Origin of the sequence: Rhodococcus sp. JS3073 (assembly GCF_026810085.1) — a bacterium.
Classification (GTDB): Bacteria; Actinomycetota; Actinomycetes; order Mycobacteriales; family Mycobacteriaceae; genus Rhodococcus_F; species Rhodococcus_F wratislaviensis.
In genome coordinates this window covers 1,300,272-1,319,646 of the sequence record NZ_CP113952.1, presented here as the reverse complement: position 1 = coordinate 1,319,646, position 19,375 = coordinate 1,300,272, and the positions used below count along the sequence as shown (strand labels likewise).

14 protein-coding genes and 7 pseudogenes are annotated in these 19,375 nt (G+C 66.9%); 13 read left to right on the top strand and 8 right to left on the bottom strand.

The window, feature by feature from the left end; all coding sequences use genetic code 11:
• The first annotated feature begins 8 nt into the window (after nt 1–8).
• The 4 genes from OYT95_RS44035 (at nt 9) to OYT95_RS44020 (ending at nt 4,698) form a co-directional block, all read left to right on the top strand.
• On the top strand, nt 9–341 hold the full coding sequence (locus OYT95_RS44035) for a WhiB family transcriptional regulator (RefSeq protein ID WP_328286583.1): 333 nt from the start codon (nt 9–11) through the stop codon (nt 339–341).
• A gap of 137 nt (nt 342–478) precedes the next feature.
• Entirely contained in the window at nt 479–760 is a 282-nt protein-coding gene (locus OYT95_RS44030; protein ID WP_268792728.1) for a DUF1490 family protein, read from the top strand.
• Complete coding sequence (locus tag OYT95_RS44025) at nt 744–2,945, top strand: heavy metal translocating P-type ATPase (protein ID WP_268792727.1); 2,202 nt, start codon at nt 744–746, stop codon at nt 2,943–2,945. The genes OYT95_RS44030 and OYT95_RS44025 overlap by 17 nt, the downstream gene beginning before the upstream one ends.
• 136 nt (nt 2,946–3,081) lie before the next feature.
• Nucleotides 3,082–4,698, top strand: coding sequence for a peptide ABC transporter substrate-binding protein (locus tag OYT95_RS44020; RefSeq protein WP_268792726.1), 1,617 nt, complete (start codon nt 3,082–3,084; stop codon nt 4,696–4,698).
• A 105-nt stretch (nt 4,699–4,803) separates the two neighbouring features.
• Here the strand turns inward: OYT95_RS44020 and OYT95_RS44015 are convergent, their stop codons facing one another.
• The gene (locus tag OYT95_RS44015) at nt 4,804–6,588 is read right to left on the bottom strand and encodes a DUF4407 domain-containing protein (RefSeq protein WP_268792725.1); all 1,785 of its coding nucleotides are present in this window, start codon (nt 6,586–6,588) and stop codon (nt 4,804–4,806) included.
• 545 nt (nt 6,589–7,133) lie between these two features.
• Here OYT95_RS44015 and OYT95_RS44010 point away from each other — a divergent pair.
• From OYT95_RS44010 to OYT95_RS43995, 4 genes and pseudogenes are all read left to right on the top strand, one after another.
• A pseudogene (locus OYT95_RS44010) lies at nt 7,134–7,475 on the top strand (CoA transferase); the annotation flags it as partial.
• Nucleotides 7,472–8,416: a hydroxymethylglutaryl-CoA lyase gene (locus OYT95_RS44005; RefSeq protein WP_268792724.1), complete on the top strand. Its 945-nt coding sequence runs from the start codon at nt 7,472–7,474 to the stop codon at nt 8,414–8,416. The pseudogene OYT95_RS44010 and the gene OYT95_RS44005, both read left to right, overlap by 4 nt.
• Before the next feature lie 546 nt (nt 8,417–8,962).
• The gene (locus tag OYT95_RS44000) at nt 8,963–9,133 is read left to right on the top strand and encodes a hypothetical protein (protein ID WP_268792723.1); all 171 of its coding nucleotides are present in this window, start codon (nt 8,963–8,965) and stop codon (nt 9,131–9,133) included.
• A 262-nt stretch (nt 9,134–9,395) separates the two neighbouring features.
• Nucleotides 9,396–12,896, top strand: coding sequence for a protein kinase domain-containing protein (locus OYT95_RS43995; protein ID WP_442972592.1), 3,501 nt, complete (start codon nt 9,396–9,398; stop codon nt 12,894–12,896).
• A gap of 128 nt (nt 12,897–13,024) precedes the next feature.
• Here the strand turns inward: OYT95_RS43995 and OYT95_RS43990 are convergent, their stop codons facing one another.
• Both OYT95_RS43990 and OYT95_RS43985 read right to left on the bottom strand, forming a co-directional pair.
• Nucleotides 13,025–13,204, bottom strand: a complete 180-nt coding sequence (locus OYT95_RS43990; protein ID WP_268792721.1) for a hypothetical protein — start codon at nt 13,202–13,204, stop codon at nt 13,025–13,027.
• A gap of 41 nt (nt 13,205–13,245) precedes the next feature.
• Nucleotides 13,246–13,434: pseudogene (locus OYT95_RS43985) on the bottom strand (IS1595 family transposase); the annotation flags it as partial.
• A 452-nt stretch (nt 13,435–13,886) separates the two neighbouring features.
• On the opposite strand from OYT95_RS43985, the pseudogene OYT95_RS43980 reads away from it, so the two are divergent.
• Nucleotides 13,887–14,222, top strand: a pseudogene (locus OYT95_RS43980) (IS30 family transposase); the annotation flags it as partial.
• On the opposite strand, the gene OYT95_RS43975 reads toward OYT95_RS43980, so the two are convergent.
• A complete protein-coding gene (locus OYT95_RS43975) occupies nt 14,108–14,623 on the bottom strand; it encodes a tyrosine-type recombinase/integrase (RefSeq protein ID WP_268793265.1) in 516 nt (171 codons plus the stop codon). The pseudogene OYT95_RS43980 and the gene OYT95_RS43975 overlap by 115 nt on opposite strands.
• Nucleotides 14,624–14,703: 80 nt before the next feature.
• Here OYT95_RS43975 and OYT95_RS44600 point away from each other — a divergent pair.
• The 3 genes and pseudogenes from OYT95_RS44600 to OYT95_RS43960 form a co-directional block, all read left to right on the top strand.
• Nucleotides 14,704–15,141, top strand: a pseudogene (locus OYT95_RS44600) (phosphate acyltransferase); the annotation flags it as partial.
• Between the two features lie 160 nt (nt 15,142–15,301).
• Nucleotides 15,302–15,604 (top strand): phosphate acyltransferase, encoded by a 303-nt coding sequence (locus tag OYT95_RS43965; RefSeq protein ID WP_268793264.1) that lies wholly within the window; start codon nt 15,302–15,304, stop codon nt 15,602–15,604.
• A 49-nt stretch (nt 15,605–15,653) separates the two neighbouring features.
• A pseudogene (locus OYT95_RS43960) lies at nt 15,654–15,842 on the top strand (sulfite exporter TauE/SafE family protein); the annotation flags it as partial.
• Between the two features lie 110 nt (nt 15,843–15,952).
• Here the strand turns inward: OYT95_RS43960 and OYT95_RS43955 are convergent.
• A pseudogene (locus OYT95_RS43955) lies at nt 15,953–16,225 on the bottom strand (helix-turn-helix domain-containing protein); the annotation flags it as partial.
• Between OYT95_RS43955 and OYT95_RS43950 the strand changes: the two are divergent.
• Nucleotides 16,169–16,303: a hypothetical protein gene (locus tag OYT95_RS43950; protein ID WP_268793307.1), complete on the top strand. Its 135-nt coding sequence runs from the start codon at nt 16,169–16,171 to the stop codon at nt 16,301–16,303. The pseudogene OYT95_RS43955 and the gene OYT95_RS43950 overlap by 57 nt on opposite strands.
• Before the next feature lie 300 nt (nt 16,304–16,603).
• Here OYT95_RS43950 and OYT95_RS43945 read toward each other — a convergent pair.
• The 3 genes and pseudogenes from OYT95_RS43945 to OYT95_RS43935 all read right to left on the bottom strand — a co-directional run bounded on the left by OYT95_RS43945 (nt 16,604) and on the right by OYT95_RS43935 (nt 19,374).
• Nucleotides 16,604–17,495: pseudogene (locus OYT95_RS43945) on the bottom strand (IS982 family transposase).
• Between the two features lie 214 nt (nt 17,496–17,709).
• Entirely contained in the window at nt 17,710–17,985 is a 276-nt protein-coding gene (locus OYT95_RS43940; protein WP_268792720.1) for a hypothetical protein, read from the bottom strand.
• A 468-nt stretch (nt 17,986–18,453) separates the two neighbouring features.
• Complete coding sequence (locus tag OYT95_RS43935) at nt 18,454–19,374, bottom strand: AEC family transporter (protein WP_268792719.1); 921 nt, start codon at nt 19,372–19,374, stop codon at nt 18,454–18,456.
• Nucleotide 19,375 lies beyond the last annotated feature (1 nt).

The following is a 19,375-nucleotide window of genomic DNA, read 5'->3' as shown; positions in this document are numbered from 1 at the left end:
ATTAAGGGATGACTGCTGTACCCCCACCTCCGCCTGCCGGATCCGGGTCGCCTCCGCGGAAAGCGCACCGCCCGAGTCACCCGACCGGCTGGCCGATGCGCGCTCGGTGCCGCGGCACCGACACCAGCACGTTCTTCTCGCCCACCGGTGAGAGCCGGAAGGCACGGGATCGGCGCGAGACTGCGGCGAAGACGCTGTGCGCACAGTGCCCGGTGATGCGGCCCTGTCGTGACTACGCACTCGCGGCGGGCGAGGCGTACGGCGTGTGGGGCGGAATGACGGAGCGCGAGCGCAGGCGCGCGGCAGCCCGGAGGCCCACGAGGTGCAGTCAGCAAAAGTAGCTTCCGGCCATTCCCCCTTGCGCAGGTCAAGGCGCTTGGCGGGGCACTAGCATGGGACGCAAGTCCCCGGTAGAGAGGTCCTGCCGGCTCGGGCACGTGGTGCGGGCACGGGATCCGTGACGAAGAGGAGTGGGTTCATGTTGCACGCACTGGTGGTGAAGGCGGCGTCGACGGTCGTGACCGGCGCGGTGGGGGTGGCCGCATACGAAGGGGTCCGCAAACTCGTCGGGAAGACCCCGGTGCGGGGCGCCGCGGTGACGGCGACCGCGTGGGGTCTGCGCGGGGTCCGCAAGGCCGAGGAAGGCGCCGAGTCCGCCCGGCTCGCGGTCTCGGATGTCGTGGCGGAAGCCAAGGAGCGGATCGGTGAGGAGGCATCCCTGCCCACCGAACCCGGGCATGGGCATGACCACGCTCACTGACATCAGCGCCGCCCCCGCACCAACCGGCACGCTGACCGATGCCGACGTGCCGGAGGGCGTGCGGGTCGTGGCCCATGCCGCTGGTCGCCTGCGGATCCAGGTGGACTGGCTCAAATCCAGCCCAGGACGGGCGGTCGCCGTCGAGGACGCCGTCACCATGATCTCCGGGGTGCGGGCCGTGCACGCCTACCCGCGCACCGCGTCGGTCGTGGTCTGGTACTCCCGCACCCGAGCCGACCTGCACGAGGTCCTGGGCGCCATCGCCACCGGGCAGAAGACCTCCCGGTCACACATCCCGCATCGGCCGCCCCGGTCGGCGGACGTCACCAACGGTGATGTCCTGCGGATGGCGATCGGCGGCGCCGCCCTGACCCTGCTGGGTTTGCGCCGGTACGCACTACGCCGGCCCCCGATGCTCGGCCCCACCGGCCGTCTCGTCGCCACCGGTGCCACCGTCTTCACCGGCTACCCGTTCCTGCGCGGGGCGCTGCGCTCGCTCGTCGGAAACCGCTCCGCCGGAACCGATGCGCTGGTCTCGGCCGCCACCATCGCCAGCCTCGTGCTCCGGGAGAACGTGGTGGCCCTGACCGTGCTGTGGCTGCTCAACATCGGGGAATACCTGCAGGATCTGACCCTGCGCCGCACCCGCCGCGCGATCTCGGATCTGCTGACCGGAACGCAGGACACCGCCTGGGTGCGGCTCCCCGGCGGCTCCGAGGTATCGGTGGACGTCGAGCGCCTCGAGGTCGGCGACGAGGTCATCGTCCACGACCACGTGGCGCTCCCCGTCGACGGAATCGTCGTCGACGGTCACGCCATCGTGGACCAGTCGGCGATCACCGGTGAGATCCTGCCCGTCAGCATCGAAACCGGCGATCGGGTGCATGCCGGGTCCGTGGTCATCCGCGGTCGCCTCGTGGTGAGCGCCTCCGCCGTCGGCAAGGACACCACCATCGGGCGCATCATCACCCGGGTCGAGCAGGCCCAGGAAGATCGGGCCCCGATCCAGACCGTCGGAGAGAACTTCTCCCGCCGCTTCGTGCCCGCCTCCTTCGTGCTCTCGGCGGTGACCCTGCTGCTCACCCGCGATGTTCGCCGGGCGATGACGATGCTGCTGGTGGCCTGCCCGTGCGCCGTCGGCCTGTCGACCCCGACCGCGATCAGCGCGGCAATCGGAAACGGTGCCCGCCGCGGCATTCTCATCAAGGGCGGCTCACACCTCGAACAAGCCGGCCGCGTCGACGCCGTCGTGTTCGACAAAACGGGCACCCTCACCGTCGGGCGGCCGGTGGTGACCAACATCGTCGCCTTCGACGACGCCTGGACCCCCGAGCAAGTGCTCGCCTACGCCGCCAGCTCCGAGATCCACTCCCGCCACCCCCTGGCCGCCGCCGTCATCCGCAGCACCGAGGAACGGCACATCGCCATCCCCCCACACGAGGAATGCGAGGTCCTCGTCGGCCTCGGCATGCGCACCATCGCCGACGGGCGCACTCTGCTCCTCGGCAGCCCCTCCCTGCTACGCAACGAGAACATCACCGTCACCGACGAGGCCGCCGACTGGGTCAGCCGGCTCCGCGGCCACGCCGAAACCCCGCTCCTTTTGGCCGTCGACGGCACCCTCGTCGGGCTGATCAGCCTCCGCGACGAAGCTAGACCGAACGCCGCCGCCGTGCTGCGCAAACTCCGCGCCGACGGGGTGAAACGGATCGTGATGCTCACCGGCGACCATCCCGACACCGCGGCCGCGGTCGCCACCGAACTCGGCATCGACGAATGGCGCGCCGAGGTCATGCCCGACGACAAACTCGCAGCGGTGCGCGCACTACAGCACGCCGGCCACGTCGTCGCCATGGTCGGGGACGGCACCAACGACGCCCCCGCGCTCGCAGCCGCCGACATCGGCATCGCCATGGGATTAGCCGGCACCGATGTCGCCGTCGAGACCGCCGACGTCGCCCTCGCCAGCGACGACCTGGACCGCATCCTCGATGTCCGCGACCTCGGCCGCCACGCCGTCGCCGTCATCGCACAAAACTACGGAATGTCCATCGCCGTCAACGCGATCGGACTGCTCGTCAGCGCCGGCGGCGCCCTCTCCCCCGTCCTCGCCGCCGTCCTGCACAACGCCTCCTCGGTCGCCGTGGTCGGTAACAGCTCACGGCTGATCCGCTACACACTCTGAACCCGACCAAGAGGACGGCGGTTCCATCAGCCAGTCACAATCACCGCGGAATCTCACCGCGGAATCGGACCGGCTCACCGGAACCGAACGAGCCGGGAAGCAACTCCCGGGGACTGGGAGATCTGGGAGGACCCTCGTGCACATCACCTGCGTGGCAACCGGGCTGGTAGCGGTGGGCCTGGCAGCAACGATGCTGACTGCCTGCTCGTCCGGTGATTCCACGAGCGGCGGCGGCGCCGGTGTCGTCAACGCCTGGGCGGGTGAACCGCAGAACCCGTTGATTCCCACCAATACCAGCGAGAGCCAGGGCGGGCGCGTCGTCGATTCGCTGTTCGCCGGGCTGGTCTCGTACGACGCCGACGGCAACATGCACAACGAGGTCGCGGAATCGATCGAGACCACCGACGGCCGCACCTTCACCGTGAGGCTGAAGGGCGGGTGGAGGTTCACCGACGGCACGCCCGTCACGGCCGCCTCCTTCGTCGACGCGTGGAACTACGGTGCACTGTCGACGAACGCGCAACTCCAGGCCTCGTTCTTCGACCCCATCCGCGGCTACGACGAGGTGGCCGCCGAGAACCCGACCGCGCCGACGATGTCCGGGCTCAAGGTCGTCGACGACTCCACCTTCACCATCGAACTCGAGCAACCCGAGGCGGCGTTCCCCGACCGCCTCGGCTTCGAGGCCTACTACCCGCTGCCCGCCGCCGCGTACCAGGACATGACCGCGTTCGGGGAGAACCCGATCGGCAACGGCCCGTACATGTTCGCGGCGCCGGCCGCCTGGCAGCACAACGTGCGGATCGACCTGGTCCCGAACCCGGACTACAACGGCAACCGCAAGGCGCACAACGACGGCGTCGACTTCATCATGTACAACAACCTCGACACCGCCTACACCGACCTGCTCGCGGGCAACCTCGACGTCCTCGACCAGGTGCCGCCGAGCGCCGTCACCACCTACGAGACCGACCTGCCAGGGCGCACGGTAAACCAGCCGTCCGCGACGAACGAGGCCTTCACCATCCCAGGCCGGCTGCCGCACTTCAGCGGTGACGAGGGCAGGCTGCGCCGCCAGGCCATCTCGATGGCGATCAACCGCGACCAGATCACCGCGCAGATCTTCAACAACACCCGCACGCCCGCGCTCGACTTCACCAGCCCCGCACTTCCCGGCTGGTCGGATTCGCTCACCGGAAACGGCAACCTGAAATACGACCCGGAGGCGGCCAAGCGGCTATGGGCCCAAGCCGACGTCCTCGCCCCGTGGACCGGCAGTTTCGAGATCGCGTACAACGGCGACGGCGGCCACAAGGAATGGGTCGACGCCGCCACCAACAGCATCCGCAACACCCTCGGCATCGACGCGAAGGGCAAGGAATACCCCACGTTCGCGCAGATCCGCACCGAGGCCACCAACCGCACCATCCCCAGCGCGTTCCGTTCGGGCTGGCAAGGCGACTACCCGCAGCAGTACGGCTTCCTCGCCCAGAACTACCAGACCGGCGGCAGCTCCAACGACGGCGACTACTCCAACCCCGAATTCGACCGCCTGCTCCGCGCGTCCGCCGGTGAGACCGACCCGCAGAAGGCACAGCAGCTCACCGACCAGGCCCAGGAGGTGCTCCTACGCGACCTGCCCGCGGTCCCCATGTGGTACCGCAACGCCGCCAGCGGCTGGTCCGAGAACGTGTCCAACGTGACCATCGACTGGAAAGGCCTCCCGATGTACTCCGACATCGAGACGAACTGACCCGCCGAACAATTGAACGGCGCTGTGCCACCCGGGCTTTCCGTCGACCACTGGGGTGTGTCGTATACGTCAGCGGCCTTCTGTCGCTCGCACTTCCCGCCCGCTTCACTCGCCCGGCGGCAGCTCCCGCGGACCCTTCGGTGCAGTTGGTACGTGGCGGACCGCCGCGGTGAGTGTGTGCGAGTCGTCGAGGTCCGGTGCCGGCTCCAGCGAGTCCGGCAGCCACTCAGGCCTCGATCCACTGTGCGGGGGCTCGGCGATGCGGGTCGCGGTCACCCGAGTGGGTAGCGACTGTTCGACGCCCGCCTCGGTCTGATCGCCGACCGGTGTCGAGGTGCTCTGCTGCTCGTCCACGGTCACCGTGCGGCGCCGGGTGTAGCTGACGTTCACCTCCTCGAATTCCTCGACGAGGGTCCGCCGGGTGTGGCCGACCGCCCGGGCGAGGATCGGCGGCACGAACGGGCGGATGATCCCGGTGACGGCCCTGGTGATGTCCGGTATCGGATTGCCTAATGGTAGAGCGGCGGGCAGCATGCCGAGCGGCCCGCTTCGGCGCTGCTCCACCGGCGCCGAGTCGACCGGTACGGGCAGGTTCCCGGTGTCGATGTCGGTGTCGGTGTCGTCGGTCTCCGGCCCCGCCGGGGGCTCGTCGGTGGCGGACGGTGCGGTGAGCGCCGCCGCGGTCAGCTCCGCCAGCGGCGTGGGCTCGGTGAGATCTCCGGACGATCGCAGTGCTTGTGACGGTGCGGTGAGCTCCCCACCGTGTGCCGCCACGACCCTTCGCCGCTGCCGCTCCCGCGCGATCGCGGTCTCCGCCTCGGCGGCGAGACGGGTCGCAGCCAATTGCTGCTCCGCCCACAGGGCCTCGGCGGCGGCCCTGACCTGCGCCCGCTTCACGGCAATCGCGGTGTCGGCCTCACGTTCAGCCCGCTCCCGCTCTGCACGGGCGACGTCGCGACGATCCTGCTCGGTTTCACCGCGCCACAGCTTCAGCACCAGCGGCAGCAAGCTCAGCACCGCAAAGAAGGCAGTGGTGGCCAACCGCAGGATCAACGCGCCGGTGTGGCCGACCGTGTAGTCGTGCATCGCCGTCCACCGCGCGCCGAGGCCGCGGTTCAGGTCCGACGGCGCCGCGGCCTGTGCGGCGGTGAGACCGTCGGTGGCCTGCGCGATGTCGGCGTCGAGGGCACGTGCTTCGCGATCGTGGGTCGCGAGGGCGGTGTCGAGTTCGTGCTGGGCGTCGGCGAGTAGTTCGTTGGCGGTGCGTGTCTCGGGTCCGGCGCCAGGCACACCGGTGATCTTCTCCGGCGGGCAGGCCGGGGATGGGTTGAATTCGCAGCGGGCGACGACGAGCGCTTCGTCGCGTTGGGCGCGGGCGTCGCGCACCGACTCGTCGAGAATGGCCCGCTGAGCCCGCAGCCGGTCCAGGGTCTGCGCCGACTGCGCGACAGCCGGGGCCGCGGCGACCTGCGCGGCGGCCCGGTCATCGAGTATCCGGTCGATCGGTCCGGCGGTGATGCCGATGAAGGCCAGCTCACCGAGCACCGCCCCGATGAACAGTGCGACCGCCGCGCGGCCCACCAACCCGGACCATCGAACCTGCCGCCCGCTGGCAAGGGTGCGGGCCAGGGCGCCCATCAGCAGACCGAAGATCACGGTGAACGGCGGCAGCGTGAGGACTGGCCAGGCTGTCGCGTTTGCAACGGCCATGGTGGCGACTACCCAGGCGAGTAGTGCGTTGGCCAGTACGACCAGCCCGGTGACCTGGTATGTGGTGCGCTCGACGGGTTCGGCGCGGTCGTTCGCCTGGCCGCCGCCCAGCCAGAGGAGAGCATCGCCGATCGGGGAATCGGCGGTACCGGGTTCACTGTGTGGTGGGTGAGTGCTCATGGGACTCCGAATGTCATTGCGGCGGTCCGTCCAGCCTCGCAGACACCCCCGGACACATCGACCGCTCCGCCCTTCCCCGCAAGGAGCTTTACCCAGGGTTCACACTGCCGTGGTGTCGAATAGTGTCACCCCGCCCGGGGCGAACCGGACAGCACCCGGACCGCGGCATCGCGGACCAACATCAGCCGGGTGCGCACGGCAGCACGGCTCGTCAGCTGCGCGCCGGGACTTACTCGACGTGCTTCGAGGGACGCCGACTTCCCGAATGAGCGAGGCTGTCCACACCGGGGCGACAATTGCCGACCACCCGGAAGATAATCGCGCACTGCTTCATTGCGTGACAGCTACTTCGGGTAGAGACTCCCCGGCCCCCGCATGCGCGGCTCCTCAACTCCGGGCATGCCGAGCCGGGACAGCTGTGCCGGCGGGGTCCCGCCGGCCATTCGAGCACCGTGCGTAGCCGTTCACACTCGCTGCTCCCATCGGCAACAGTCCGATCAGTGCACCCACGAACCTGCTTACGCTGCGGGCCCGCGCGCGATGCGATCTCCACCAACGACGGCCGGTGGCGCCGCCGCGACGAACTCGACCAGGCCATCGGAGCCTGGACAATCCGTCACCCCCGTGACCTGGCGCTGAAGATCCTCGACGAAGCCGGGGTGCCGTCCGGGCCGATCTTCACCGCCGCCGACGACCAGTACGCCGCCCGAGAGATGATCCAGCACTTCCCCGTCGACATCGGCGACGACGAACCCAAGCAGGTGGGCTTCCCCGGCATTGTCCCCGTGATCGGCGGCAAGTCCCTCCCGGTCCGCACCGTCGGACCCGACCTCGGCGAACACACCGCCGAGATCCGCGCCCGCTACCTCGATGGGAGCCACGCATGACCGACCAACCCCGAGCCGCGTTGCGGGATGTGACCTTGCGTGACGGCCTGCAGCTGACCGGCAAGATGCTCCCCACCGGCCGCAAGCTCGCGATCATCCGCGCCCTCCTCGACCTCGGTGTGCCCGAGTTGGAGATCGGCTCGCTGGCCCGCCCCGACCTCGTCCCGCCGATGGCCAACACCCTCGAGGTCATCGCCGAGTTGACCCCGGAGGAGCTCGCCCGCTGCTGGGTGTGGGTGGCCACTCCACGACACGTCGACAAGGCCGCCGCGGCAGGCGCGAGGAACTTCCAGTACTGCCTGTCCGCCTCCGACGCCCACAACCAGGCGAACATCGGCCGCAGCACCGACGACAGCCTCACTGCAATGCCCACTGCGATCGAGACCACCCGCGAGGTCGACGGCCGCATCCAGTTGTGCATCGCGACCGCCTTCACCTGCCCCTTCGACGGGCCGGTTCGCGAGCAACGAGTACTCGACATCGTCGCCGACTCTCGCACCGACGGCACTCACGAGACCGTCCTGTGCGACACCCTCGGGCAAGCCGTCCCCGCCCAGGTGACCTCCCTCGTGCACCACGCCCAAGCACTGTTCCCCGAACGCCGCACCGTCTTTCACGGCCATGACACCTGGGGGATGGGGGTAGCCAACACACTCGCCGCCATCACCGCCGGAGCCGATGTCGTCGACGGCGCCCTCGGCGGACTCGGCGGCTGCCCGTTCGCGCCCGGCGCCAGCGGCAACACCGCCACCGAAGACATCCTGTTCGCCACCCGCCCCACCTACCTCGACCCACCGGCCTTCGCCCGCATCGTCGAAACCTCCGAAAGACTCCTCGCCGAACTCGGCGAGGCCCCCCGCTCGAAAGCGGCCCAGGGCGCCCGCTCCCGTGCCCATGCTTTCGATTGGGTCATCGCGGACCGCACCACCGCTTCCATGTGATCGTCTCCCCAGGTGCGCGACGACCGTGCGGTCGATTGCTGACCGAGGCCTCCTGCTTGTTTGCTGTGGTGCCTGCACCACAGCATCCTTCGTGGGCCGCGGCAAGGTAGCCCGGCAATCCACGAACTCGAACACGACCCAACACTCCGCGCCCACGAATACAGGGCGCGCCGAACTCCACCACGGCGGCAACGACCCCAAGCAACCTTGGAACACTCAGCTTCCCGAAAGACATCATCGACGCACTCCCCCATCACACGCCGACCGCGGCGGCCCCACACCGCCGCAGCCGCGCCCACCGACGCCTCGTACGCCACCGCACCCGATCCCACCTACCCACCCCCGCGGGCACAACCCATCCCCACACCACGGACGCTGACACCCTACCTCCCAGTACTAACGTTCCTAATCAATATCTTTCGTTGCGAAGTACTCACTAACGCGCACACGCGAGGCACAACACATCCACCCACAAGGGACTGCCCCGGCTTTGGTTGACATCTGGCCTGTGAGGGATCTGCCCCTCACGGTGGAAGGATGATCGCCATGCCGAAGCCGCATCCGGAAGAGTTCGGAAGAACTTCGGGATCTGAAGAGTCCTGCCTGTTGAACTGGCTGTGCAAGACCGACGTCGAGGACGGGAAGCGTCCCGGTGTCAGCAAGGACGAGTCGGACGAGCTCGGAGAAGCATGCAAGCGGATCCGGCTGCTCGAGTAGGAGGCGGAGGTGATGCGCCGGGCGGTGGCCTACCTGTCGAGGGCATTTTCACCGTTGGAAAGACACTGACTCCAGATGGTCCGGCCGACGGAGGCCGCTTCTGTCTTTCCCTTGTTGGTCCTGACCGGCGATAGCATTGGCTCGGGGTGCGTCGCGTGAGGTGGTCATATGGTTCCGCACTTGGCAGTCGCCGACTCGTCCGACGAGGATCTGCGCACGGGCATCGTCGGTGGTCGTACTCCGGTGGCCGAGGACTGCAGTCATGGCCGATCCTGAAACATCTGGGGGCGTGAGTGCCTTCGATACGGTTCTTGCCGCGGACCTGGAAGCGGCAGGCTTCGAGAACGCGACGACGGTCGGCCGGGGCGGATTCGGTGTCGTGCTCCGCTGCCTGCAACGCTCCCTCGACCGGACCGTGGCCGTCAAGGTACTCACGGCGGATCTGAACCCCGACAATTTCGAACGATTTCTGCGTGAGCAACGCGCCATGGGCCGCTTGTCTGGCCACCCGAACATCGTGAACATCCACCACTACGGCACGACCCGCGGTGGGCGACCCTACATCGTGATGCAATACCACCCACTGGGATCGCTGGAGTCGCGGATTCGCCAGCTGGGCCCGATCGACTGGCGTGAGTCGCTTCCGCTCGGGGTGAAGATGGCGGGTGCGCTCGAGACCGCGCATCGGCTGGGCCTGCTGCACCGCGACGTCAAACCCGCGAATATCCTGCTCACCGATTACGGAGAACCACAGCTGGCGGATTTCGGGATCGCTCATATCGCCGGCGGATTCGAAACATCGACAGGCGTCATCACCGGATCCCCTGCCTACACCGCGCCCGAGGTGCTCAAAGGACAATCGCCCACTCCCGCCTCCGACGTCTACAGCCTCGGCGCCACACTGTTCTGCGCGATCACCGGGCACGCCGCATTCCAACGCCGGGAGGGTGAGCAGCTCGTTGCCCAATTCTTGCGGATCAGCGCCCATGAGGTGCCCGACCTGCACGAATCGGGCATCCCGCGTGACGTCTCCGCCGCGATCGAGCACGCGATGAAACCGGTGCCGGGCAACCGTCCCGCGAGCGCACTCGCGTTCGGGGAAGAGCTGCGCCGAGCCGAGGAGGGCAACGGCCTCGTCGTCGTGGACATGGCGCTGCCGGCGCTCACCAGGGGGGAACAACCCGTAGGCGACGCTACTCAGGCGCAATCACCACTCGCGGAGATGATGACCGGCTCCGGCCAGATCCGGGCGGAGACGGTACTGACGCCACCCACTCCGTCGACGAAGTACCGGCCACCGGCCCCGAACCGGCCCCTGGTCGAGCGCCGCCGCCTGGTCGATCTCCTCCGTATGGGCAAGGGACGGCACCTGACGCTGATCCATGCCCCCGCCGGGTACGGCAAGACGACTCTCGCCGCGCAGTGGCGCGAGTTGCTGGTGGAGGAGGGAATAGCGGTCGCGTGGCTCTCCGTCGACCCGGACGACAACAACGTCGTCTGGTTCCTCTCACACCTGGTCGAGGCAATTCGGCAGGTGCGCCCCACCCTGGCCAGGGAACTCGGCCAGGCCCTCGAAGAGCATGGTGACCAAGCCGAACGTTACGTCCTGTCGACGCTGATCAACGAGATCGACCGCAGCGGGAACGCGGTGGCGGTTGTCATCGACGACTGGCACCGCGTGAGCAGTCTCGAAACCCAGGCCGCCATCGGCTTCCTTCTCGACAACTGTTGTGCGCAACTTCAGGTCATCGTGACCAGCAGAACACGATCCGGCTTACCGCTCAGCCGGATGCAGGTGCGCAATGAAGTACTCGAAATAGATGCCGCGGCATTGCGATTCGATCCCTCCGAATCGCGAACGTTCCTCGTCGACCTGGGTGGGCTGCCACTGGGACAACACGATGTGGAGAATCTGACGCATTCGACCGACGGCTGGGTGGCGGCGCTGCAACTGGCGTCGTTGTCCCTGCGCGGGTGCGACGACCCGACCGAGATGATCGGAAGCTTGTCGGGACGCCATCACGCGATCGGGGAGTTCTTGGCCGAGAACGTCCTCGGTACCCTCGAGCCCGCTCTCCTCGACTTCCTGATGGCCACGTCGATCACTGGGCGGGTCAGTGGCGATCTCGCCTCGACGCTCGCGTCCGTTCCGGACGGGCAGATACGGCTGGAAGAGGTCGAGCAGCGTGATTTGTTCCTTCGCAGGATCGATGAGGAGGGCGAGTGGTTCCGTTATCACCACCTCTTTGCGGAGTATCTTCGCCGCCGCCTCGAACGCGGCCGGCCTGACCGCATCGACGAATTACATCGCCGAGCATCGCGGTGGTTCGCCGACCACCGGTTCCTCAGCGAGGCCGTCGACCACGCCCTTGCTGCCGGAGATGAGCACCGGGCCGTCGCTCTTGTCGAGAAGAACGGAACCTACCTGCTCGAGCATTCGCAGATGTCGACGCTGTTGGGGCTCGTCGCCAAACTGCCTTCATTGGTCGTCGGGGACAGCGCACCGCTTCAACTCGCCGTCGCGTGGGCCAACATTCTGCTCCAACGCGCGGACCAAGCCCAAGGGGCGCTCCACCACATCCGGCCCTCTCTCGACAAGAGCACGCTTCCCGATACCGAGCGCGACAGCATTCGGGTCGAAGCCTTGGTCGCCGAGGGCGTTCTCGAGATCTATGCCGACCGGATCGACGGCGTCGACGCACTGGTGGAGGAAGCGCTCACCAGACCGGAGACCTTGCGTCCCTGGACGGTTTCGGTGGCCGCGAACGTCAAGACCTTTTGCCTCATCTACCGATTCGATTACGCGGCGGCAACGAAGGTGCAGGACTGGGCACGTACTTACCACGGGCGCACGAACGGTCCTTTCAGCGTCATGTACGGGTACGCCTTCGCCGGGATCGCCGCCTACGAACAACTCGACCTTGCGGCGGTGGAGGACAACTTCACGAACGCGCTGGAGGTGGCCCGGCGGGCCGGCGGAGCGCACTCGCACGCGACCCGGCTCGCCGGCGCCTTGCTCGGTGAACTGCGGTATGCGCAGGGCCGGATCGACGAAGCCGAACGCCTGATCGACGAGAGCTACCAGCTCGGATCCGAAGGTGGGGTCGTCGATTTCATGATCGCGCGTTATGTCGTCGGCGCTCGGATCAAGGCGTGGCGCGGCGACCGTATCGCGGCCGCCGACTACCTGGCCGACGGGGCCCGCACCGCGGAACTCCTCGCACTCGATCGGCTGCGCGCCCGCATCGACAACGAGCGCATCCTGCTGGGCCTTCCCGCCGGTGCCCTCGCCGTGTCCCGCCCCCGCGACACATCCAGGGCGCCGTCGGCGGATGGCATCGGTCAGGTCACCGCGCAGATCGAGGACGACACCGCGATCCGGTCCCTGCTCGCGAAGCGGTCCCCGGAGCACACGGCCCGCGCCGTGGCCTGGGCCCGGCAATGGTGGCAGTCCCTCACCGGCACGGGACGTCGCCGAGCCATGCTGGCGGCAACCAGGCTCCTCGTGACCTGCCTGGCCGCCGACGGTCGGGTCGAGGAGGCAAAGGCGCATCTGGCCGAGGCTGCGGCGATCTGCGCGGGGCAGGGCATGAACCGGTATCTGCTCGATGGGGGCGAAGAAGTGGCGGCACTGCTGGTCGCACTCCGCGACGATCAGCGGGCTGGCCGATGGAACGACGAATGGGCTTCGGTTCCCGAGGTATTCCTCGAGGCCATGGAAGGGGCTGCGAACCGTGACCGGCGGCCGGGCCCGCCGCAATGATCTCGACCCTGCTGTCGCAGCAACACGCGATGACTGTATTATGTTGTGCTAGAATGCCTTACGATACAATCGTTTCCTACCCATCGCCGTTCCGCCGAAACAGCAACCGCTGCTCGCACCCGGCCGGTTCAGTCGACGATCTCGACCACACCCGCCCGCACCAGCAGCGCGTACAGGTTCCGCAACGCGTCGGTGGGGCGTACGCGCGCTTCCCCTCCACGTCGAACGTGTCGGCGGATCGACGAGGCAGACGGCGCCATGCAGTATGCGGCGTAGTCCTCGACTTGGCTGTTGTGGAAGTCGATCATCCGACGCACGTCCTGCTTATCTGCTTAAGTGGACTGATTGATCAGAATTCGCCGACTGCATTGCTGGACAAGGGGTCCACGTCCCCATGCTCGACATGGTGGCCGGCTGCGGTGCCGCCGATGAGCTCGGCGAGAGGGTAGGGATCGGTGTTGACGCTCTGCTGCAGCAACCGGTAGAACAGCATCCCGCGAGTTCGTGACCTGCGTCGATTGAATCGGAAGGTGAATTCGAAGAACGAGGATCCAGATCGTTGCCGTTGCGCGGAGCGCTGACCGACGACTGCGTGGTGACGGAGGCGGCCTCGTCGGCATCCGGTGTGACGTCATGTCGTGAGAAGCGCTGCTACCAACACGAACTGGCCACTGGCGTGATCTGGTGTGGTAGTCAAGACTGGTCCCACCATGAGCGGAGCCATCGTCAGTGATCGTCAATCGCCGGCCCGAGAAGGCCGATGCCTATCACGCTGCGGGTGCCATGCGCTGCCCGCGGCGCCGAGGCAGCGTGGCCAAGTGGGGGTCCGGGCGTGCCCGCACCGTCCGCTCGCCGGGCACCGTCACCGTGACTGTGCACCCGCAACGTGTGCGGTGCCACTCACATCGTGTTGCCCAGCGCCCTGCAGGCTCGCCACGCCGACACCACCGAGGTGATCGGAAATGCATACCTCGACATGCGCCCGCCGCGACGCTGACACCATTGCCCGAGCACCTACGCAGATCCGTGACATGGGATCGGGGAAGGGAACTGGCGCGGCATGCCGAGCTGACCGCCTCAACCGGTATCCGCGTCTACTTCTGCGATCCCTACAGTCAATGGCAGCGCGGAACGAATGAGAACACCAATGGACTGCTGCGGCAGTACTTCCCGAATGGAACTGATCTGTCCCGATACGGTCGTCGCGAACTCTATGCGGTCGCCGACGCGCTCAACAACCGCCCCCGAAAGATCCACCGTTGGAATTCCCCAGCGGAAGTCTTTGCCGAACAACTACACTCGCCCCCACGACACAGTGTTGCGACGACCGGTTGAATCCGCCCCAGGTAAGTGGACAGTGCCGGTAGCCGCGCCGGCACGGCGACGTCGTCGGCATACCAGGCGACCAACGTCGCGACAGCAAAACTGTGGCGTAGGTCGTAGGGTCGGGGGCGACGCCGACCCAGTGGCGCCACGACGCCGGCGGCGGCGAGGAGGCCGGCGAAGGTCTTGCTCACGTTGGTGTGGTTGAGTCGCGTGCCGGCGCCGGAGAGGAAGAAACACGGCACGGCCGGGTGCGGGCACAGATCATCACGTCGGCGTGCGTAGTCCTCAAGCGCATCAGTGGTGGTCTGGTGCAACGGAACCTGCCGGGACTTGTCGAACTTTGAGCGCCGCACGATCAGGAGCGAGTCGTCGAGGTGAACGTCGTCGCGGTCCAGACCCATCGCTTCGGTATCAGACGTACTCATCGATTCCACAGCCATCGCGGCTTACTCCCCGGACGCTTCGCTGACAGGGCGACCCGATGCTCGTGGCGGCCACGGTCGACAGACGTGCAACCCACGATCTGCACCACGAATGTGTCGTTTCCCCCCGTCTGTTCGGGCGGCGGGACGTCATCGGGCGTATCACCGAGGTCGCGGGTATCCCCTTGGCCGAGGAACTCGTCGTCGACATCGCCGAGGCGGCCATCGATACCGCGATCCGCGACGCCGTCGAATCGGGGTTCGCCAGGTATCGCGACCGGATCGAGTCGGCTCTGTCCGACCCGGTGTGCCTCGCCGCGGCGGCTATGCGCGCCGGAGTGGTCGATGCCTGCGTCGCGGGTGCGAGCAGGCCGACGTCCAACGTGCTGCGGGCCGGGCTGCGCATCGTCGGGCTCGCACCGGGTTCGACCACCCTTCCCAGCTCGATCCTGATGCTGTTACCGGACGGCCGGCAGCGGACGTTCTCCGACTGCGCCGTCGTACCCGACCCCACGGTCGACGAACTGGTCGACATCGCGCTGGCCGCCAGCGCCACCCACTTCAGCTCCCCGAGCAGACTCCGATCGCTGCGATTGTCGTTGAGCAGGCAGCGCCCAGCCATCGGCGAGTGGCGAAGCCCGCGAGGCCGCGGAATTGGTGCGCGTCCGGGACCCACAGTTGCACGTGGACGGAGATCTGCAATTCGATGCCACCCTGGTCGCCGAGATCGGCGCGTCCAAAGCGCCCGGTTCGCGAGTCGCCGACCGGGCGAATGTCTTGGTCTTCCCCAATGTCGATACCGGGAACATCGGCTACAAGATTGCCCAGCCGCTCAGGGGCGCGATAGCGTTGGGACCGATCCTGCAAGGCATGTCCTCATTGAATGCTCTCGCGCGGATGCAGCAGCATCGACATCGAGCTGACGTCGCTCGTGAGTGCGGTCAATCCCTGGCCACCTGAGCATCACACCTGTGCGCGAGTGTGCTGCCCGAATGGGAAGGGAGTCGCGATGACGCTGCTCCTCGTGGGCGCCCTGTGTATCGGCATCGCCTCGATCATCGGAGGCGCCACCGGCTTCGGAACCGCACTCATCGCGACTCCGGTCATGTTGATGGTCGGATTCGACGTACCCGAAGTGGTATTCGCCAATCTGGTCGCCGGCCTGGTTACCCGCGTCAACGTGGCGTACCAGCTACGGAACCAGAGCGACCACAGGTGCATCGGCGCTTCTCGCTCCCACCGCTTGTAGACTCGTTTGTGTTGCTGTTCTTGTTGATTGACGAGCCCGTTGCGCACCAGGACTCGGTGGATCGTCGAGCGGGACGGGGCACGATCACCGATTTCCCGGTGCAATTCGTAGGCGATGCGCCGCGCTCCCCACCGTCGGTGGTGACGGCGCATCTCGCAGATCAGGGCCTCGACGTCGGGCGAGATACGTCTCGGGCTCGAATGGGGTCGGCGCGAGATCTCGGACAGTCCATCGAGGCCTGCGGTTTCGTATCGTTTACGCCATGTGGTGACCGTTTGCCGGGTGACCCCGAACCGTTCGGCAACGTCGACGATGGGTGCGCCGTCACGCACCTCGGTGACGGCGCGTCGTCGGATCTCCACGGACACACGGGCGGCAACGGCGGAATCGGATTCGAGCGGCTGAGCTGAAGGCACGCGCCACGGTCTCCGAAAGCGGTGACCTGTCGACTGTGTCCTGATTACGATGAGTCAAACATGTCTTGTCCTTACACGTCATAACCCCGCGAGGGGAATGAGGTCCAACTCGTCCCCCGTGTTTCCGATCCGTGGCTCGCCGTGGAGTCCAGCCTTCGCGGCGACCAAGGACCTCATCAAGACCTATGAACACCCCCGACGCTGAGTCCCAGGATGAGCCAGCAGTGCATCCAGCAGTATCAGTTTCGCGTCGCGCTGTGGCGATTGCCTAGATGGTTGATTCCTTGGACGGAGTCAGTGGTCATAGGCGATCAATGATCGCTTGGCGGGGGTGCCGGTGTTCCAGTTGTGCCAGATCCCAGCAGCCATCGCGAGCAGGCGTTGGGCGACGCGGGTGAAGACCCCATGGGTGGTGCGGCCGCCGTGTTCCTCCAGGCCAAGCTGCCCTTTCAAGGTGTGGTCGACCGATTCGATCCACTGCCGCACCCCGCCCAGGTTGCCGTTCTTGTAGGTTTCGTCCTTGCGGTCCGGCCGTAATAGGCGAAGACCCATCGCCGCGGTGGTGGCGGCGAACTCTTTGCCCGAGAAGCCCTTGTCGGCGAGCAGCACCTGCCCGGAACGGATCAGGTGGTGGTTGCGGTCCAGCAGTGCCGCGACGACGTCGCGTTCGCCGATCTTCGGGTGCGCCAAGCACCACATGAATGGGCATCCCGTCGCCGGCGCAGACCAGGTACAGCTTCAGGCCCCAGTAGTACCGCGAGTGGGAGGCACAGTAGCCGTACCCTGCGTGCCCGGCCAGATCCGAGCGTTTCACCGTCTCCCGGGACATCCCGCACGGTACCGGGGTGGCGTCGGTGATCCACAGGTCGTCGAACCACGACGGGGTGACCTCGGCGAGAACACGAATCACCTTGCACAGCAACCCTCGTGCAGATTTGAGCCGTATGTGGTACCCCGACTGGCCGGGAAGGTAGGGGAACATTGCGCGCAACTCGGTGTCGTGATGGGCGTGCCGGATCCAGCGGCGCTCGCAGTGGAATCCGAGCAGCACCTGGGCCACCGCCAGAGTCAGCAGTTCGGCATCGGAGAGCGCGGGTCGCCGGCCCCGCCCGGAGCGGGGTTCGACGACATGATCATCGATGAGGACATAGAGTTCGGTCAGGAGGGTTTCCAGTTCTTTGGTCACGCTTTGATCTTGGAAACCCTCCGCCTACCACCCCCGCAACGACACGCCTTCAAGGAATCAACCATCTAGGACGAAATGCTTCGGAGAGATTCTCCGACCACACCCGCAGGCCGCTCGGCCTCGCAGCCGACGCCGCCCGCACCCACCATCACAACTTCGCTCCCGGAGACACCCCCATCCGCCCGTCGAAACCCACTCCGGGCTCGGCCGGCCCTCACGGGCGCGGTGGCAACATGTCCAGGACGGTCCGGTCGGCGCCGGCCGCCATCACAATGCCGATCTGGTGGCGCTCAGCCACGCATCGGCTGGCGGCGTTGGTGTCCGAGCGGATCGCGCTGCGCCTGCATCTCGGGGTGTCGACGTCGAAGGTCTGCCTTTGAATCGCTGTAGGGGTGATCGCTACCGACTCGATCTTGCGGCGCTCGAGCTGCTTCTGGGTACGCCAGAACTCGTCGCGGTCGCCGCGTCGGGCGTAAGGGTGACTGACCAATCCAGATACTGGTCGTTGAGAACTCCATACCTCACATTCATTTCGGTTTGGATACCGTTGCGCGCCGGGCCCAGATCTCCGACTTACTCGTGGTACCCAAGATCGAGACTTGGCGGATCGCACTTGCTGGCGCCGTTACTGCCAGCGGACTTGCGAGCGCGGCGCTCGCACCTGTTTTCTATGTCGTGATGGTAGCCGTGGTGCCCGACAATCCGGATTACTGGCCGTCGCCTGGTCGCCGTGAGTCCGTTTTCCGGGCGCTGAACCGATAGTTTCACCTCCTGACAATCGAGGGCTTGCAAACTGCGATGCCGCCCGGCATGGTGTGCGGAATGTGCCATCCCAACCGTGAAATTGTCATGAGCGGGGCGGCACTCGTCGCCGCTTCCGGGGGCTCGCTTGACATACTCCGCTCGCCCGTTGCGCACCGCCTGCCATTGCGGTTACCGGCGCAACAGCATGGTCGGGTCAGGTCCCGAGCGCAGTCAGGATGAGCGGCAGAGTCGCGAGCGCAAGGATCGTCTGCACAGCGGTGATCGAACCCATCAGTTGAGCATTGCCGCCCATCCGTGTGGCGAGGATGTACGCGGACGGCGCCGTGGGTACCGCGCAGATGATGATGACGCTGTCGAGCGCGACGCCGCGGACACCGAGCAGAGCGCCGATGCCGACCGCAGCGAGCGGGAGGGCCCCGAGTTTGAGGATCGACGCGAGTGCCACGTGCGGGAGGTCCGTGCGTCGCAGGCCAGCCTCTACGGACGCGCCAGCAACCAAGGTTCCGCAGGCCAGGGTCGGTGCCGTAAGCGTCGAGATCGTCGATGCGGCGTACGCGGGAAGCCTCACAGCGAGCAGATTAAGCAGCAATCCCGCGAGGCATCCCAAGACCAGAGGGTTGGTGCCCAACGCCCGTACCAGGGGGACACGGCTTGCTTGACTGTCCTGGTCACCGAAGACGGACAGCGCGGTCACACACACGATGTTGACCGTCGGCACCATCACCGCGGCGGCGAGTGCGAATGTCGCCACCCCGTCCTGGCCGTGCAGCGCGAACACGAGACTCAGGCCGATATAGGTGTTGAGGCGTGTGCTGCCCTGGATCATCGACGTCAGTGCCGGGCCGTCGAGGCGAAGCGGGCGCCGGCACACGATCAGGATACCGGTCATGCCCGCGACCGGGACGATTACCGCGGCGGCGATCGGCAGGACCGGCACCGTGGTGAGGTCGACGTCGGCGAGCGAGTGCACGAATAGTGCCGGGGTGAACACGAAGTAGGTCAGGGACTCGAGTCCGCGCCAGAACGCGGTGTCGGTCAACACGTGACGTCGCAGGGTGAGACCGAGTACGAGAAGCAGGACTATCGGGACGATGGCGGTACTGACTGCTGACACA